The following is a 3,906-nucleotide window of genomic DNA, read 5'->3' on the forward strand; positions in this document are numbered from 1 at the left end:
ATTTTTTTTAAAAAAATATAAAAATGAAAAAATGTTTTTTATCATAGATGAATGCCATAGATCGCAACAAGGAGAAATGCATGAAAATATGATTAAATATTTTTATGGATCTTATTTTTTTGGGTTTACAAGGACGCCTATTTTCGAAAAAAATAAACTTAGTAAAAATGCTAAAACAACAAAAGAACTTTTTAATAAATGTATACATGAATATCGTTTTTCCAATGCTCTAAAAGATAAATTTGTTATTGATTATAATGTGGAATATTATAGAAAAACAAAAAATAATTCAACTTGTAAAGAAGAAGTAGTAAAAAAGATTCTAAATTCTTATCATGATTTAACACAAAATAAAAAATATAATGCCTTATTTGCTGTTTCTAATATTGATGATTTAATAGAATATTATAACATATTTAAAAACAAGGAAAATGAACATGATTTAAAAATAGCAGCTATTTGTTCTGAACATTTTAACTCTGAAAATGAAAAAAATGACGATAAAAGGGAGGCTTTTAAATCAATAAAAGTGATTTTTATAAAAATTTTAGCAAAAAAACAAAAAATCAATTTGTAGATGATAAAACGCCTTTTGTTAATGAAAAAAGATATCATGAACAAATATTAGAAAAAATGAAAACTGATAATAAAAATCAAAAAATAGATTTACTTTTGGTAGTCAACATGTTTTTAACTGGTTTTGATTCTCCTCTATTAAATACCTTATACTTAGACAAAGAGTTGAAATACCATAATTTAATCCAAGCATTTTCTAGAACAATTAGAAAACATGATAAAAGCAAAAAATACGGTAATATTTATTGTTTTCAAACGAAGAAAAAGGACAACGACCAAGCTTTATTATTTAATGAAGCAATGGGTTTATTTGATCCAGAACACACAATCAAAAAGAAAAAAAGTTATGAAGAATTAAAACTAGAATATAAAGATTACTTAAAACAAATAAGAAAATTAGCTCCTAATGTAAAATATATTGAAAAAAATATTATGGGTTATACAGAAAAAGAAAAAAAATTCATAGATATTTTTGATAAATATTCTAAAATAAGAAATATTATTAGGATAAAAACAGAGTTTGAAGAAAAATATTTTAAAAATGAAATAGACAAGGAAGAGTTCTTAGATTATAAAAACAAAAGAGATAAAATTAAATCAGGAACACCACAAAACACGTCGAATCCAAAAGATGAAATAAAACACTTTGGTAGCGCATTTATTAATTTAGATTATATAAACAAATTAATATCATCATTTGAAAAAACTGAACAAAAAATACATAAAAGCATTTCATCACAACAAAACAAAAATTTTAATAAAGAAATAAAAAATATTTTGGACGAAAATAATAATGATGTGACTAAAGAACAGCAAGAATTTTTTTTAAATAAAATTGAAGATGATAAAATTTTTTCTACAATAACACAAAATGCTCAACAAGGGGGGGCTATAAGAAATATTTTATCTAATTTGTGGAAGAATTTTGTTAAAGATTTAATTAAAGAACAAGAAAGCAAAAGAGAAATAGAGGTAAAAAGCAAAGAATTTTGTTTTGAAAATAGTAAAGATTTGGAAAAATTAATTAATGCTTATTTTGATTATAAAAAAAATGATCTGGGTTTTAAAGATTTTATTCTAAGAGAACATATCAGCAAAAATGAAAACCAAATAAAAGAATATATGGATAAAAATAAAGGGCAAAAGAGCGAAGTTTTGCCTTATCTTTATGCATTTAAATTAAGAGATGAAATTTATAATTTCATTAAAGATTGATGCAGTAATTATAAAGATATCCAAAAATGACAAAATTAAGGAAAATTATAATATGAAAAATGACAAAAATCAAAATGTTCAAATTTGTAAACAAAAATTATGGAATTTGATTAATAACACTTTAAGAAATTCTGTGGATACAACTATTTTTAAAGATTATATTTTACCTCTTTTAAGTTTCCGTTATTTATCTATAAAATTTGAAAAAGATATTTGTAAAACTACAATATTGGGATCCTTTGAGAAATATAAACAAGCATGGGATAAATGGGATTCGAATGAACAATCAAGATTTAAAAACAATATAAAAGGTTTTTGTGGATTTCACATTGAACCTCAGTATTTATGGGCTAATTTAAATAATTCTATTAATCAAGATAATTTTAGTTTTGTTGCAATAGATAAAGCTTTAAAATCTATTGAGTCACATTGTTTTAAATGATTATTTGAAAATTTTGATTTAACCGAAAAATCCAAATTAGGCAACGAGGAAGAAAAAAATACAAAATTAAAAACCCTTATTACAGGCATCGACAATATTTTTTCAGGTAATGAATTTTGTGAAGATGCAATGGGTGAAATTTATATGTATTTAATTGAAACATTTGTTAGCGATAACATTACTAAAAAACAAAAATCTAGAGAATTTTTTACACCACCCTCTGTTTCTGAACTTTTATCACAAATCATTTGTCATAAAACAAAAAATAAAAATATTACAAAAATATATGATCCTTTTTGTGGTAGCGGATCTTTACTTTTAAAAATTATAAATCATATAAATAATAATAAAGATTTTAGCGGTCAAAAATACAAAAATGATATACCTTATTATAATTTAAAGATTGAAAATGGGGATACTTTATTATTCCCACATCAAAGCCATTTAGAACAAAAATACAACATTATCATCGCTAATCCTCCTTTTGGCACTCCATAGTATACCAATAATAAAGAAAAAAATAAAGAAAATTGCGACAGATTTTATTTAAAAGGCAAATCAATTCCTAAAAAAAGAGGAGAACTAGCTTTTATAATGCATATGTTACATCTCTTAGAAGAAGATGGCACTTTAGGTGTTATTTTACCATCTGGAGTTTTATGCGCTTCTACACCCGGAGTAATAGAATTTAGAAAATTTTTAGTAGAAAATCAATATATTGATACAATTATACAATTAACCCTAAATATTTTCCCTTATGTATCTGAAACAACCATTACTTATATTTTAATTATACAAAAATGTGTAGAAAATCAAAAACATCAAATTCGTTTTATTGATGCATCAGAAATGCATGAAAGAATTAAAAGTGGTATTTCTCTAAGACAATTAGGCAAAAAAAATATTAAAGATATAATGGAAATGGTGTCACAAAATAAAAAAAATGACAAAATGTCAATAGCAAATATAGAGCAAATTAGAAAAAATAATTATGTTTTAACCACAAACTTATATTGTTCAAATCATTTACAAGAAAACAAAGAGGTAAATATAAAAAATATTGCGATTTTCAAAAGAGAAATAGAATTATTAGAAACTAAAAAAAATAATTTATCTCAAAAAATACAACAAATAGAAAAAGAGATTGAATTATTTTTCGAAAATTCTAAAGAAAGAAAAGAAATAGCAATTAAAGATATAATACAAGAAATAACAAAAACAAATAAAGATAGCTTCCCTTATGATATTTGTAGTCTAGATTGTAAAAAAGGTTTGATTTTAAGAGATAATAACAAACAATTTAAAAAAAACATTAAAAATTATAGAATAGCATATCCCAACAATATTGTTATGAACAACAGAGATTTCTTAAAACATAAATCAATTGCTTATAATATTTATAATAAACCAGTATTGATTTCTAATATTTATTCAGTTTTTGAAGTTAAAGAGGGGTTTGATGCTAATTTTATATTGAATTTTTTAAAAAATTCTCAAGTTCATAAAAAATTAAAGGTTATTGGAAAACAAGGGGTAATATCCGAAATTGATAAAAATGTTTTTTATCAACTAACTTTTAAATTACCCGCTTTAAAAGAACAAAAACAAATAAATGTTTTTTTCAATAATTTATCTAAATTATTAAATGATATTGAAAATATTTCCATAGAAAT

3 protein-coding genes and 1 pseudogene are annotated in these 3,906 nt (G+C 22.6%); all 4 read left to right on the forward strand.

The window, feature by feature from the left end; genetic code table 11:
- Positions 1-577, forward strand: a 577-nt coding sequence (locus OL66_RS00345; RefSeq protein ID WP_034172015.1) for a type I restriction enzyme subunit R domain-containing protein, incomplete at its 5' end; no start/stop codon positions are given.
- A complete protein-coding gene (locus tag OL66_RS00350; protein WP_425319134.1) occupies positions 520-1,791 on the forward strand; it encodes a type I restriction endonuclease subunit R, EcoR124 family in 1,272 nt (423 codons plus the stop codon). The genes OL66_RS00345 and OL66_RS00350, both read left to right, overlap by 58 nt.
- Positions 1,792-1,843: 52 nt before the next feature.
- Positions 1,844-2,233: a type I restriction-modification system subunit M N-terminal domain-containing protein gene (locus OL66_RS00355; protein ID WP_041624839.1), complete on the forward strand. Its 390-nt coding sequence runs from the start codon at positions 1,844-1,846 to the stop codon at positions 2,231-2,233.
- Between the two features lie 144 nt (positions 2,234-2,377).
- Positions 2,378-3,906: pseudogene (locus OL66_RS00365) on the forward strand (HsdM family class I SAM-dependent methyltransferase); the annotation flags it as partial.

The organism is Chrysanthemum yellows phytoplasma (genome assembly GCF_000803325.1).
GTDB classification, from domain to species: domain Bacteria; phylum Bacillota_I; class Bacilli_A; order Acholeplasmatales; family Acholeplasmataceae; genus Phytoplasma; species Phytoplasma asteris.

Coding starts and splice junctions, on each gene's coding strand:
- OL66_RS00355 (WP_041624839.1), top strand. CDS start 1,844: ATGAAAAATGACAAAAATCAAAATGTTCAAATTTGTAAACAAAAATTA.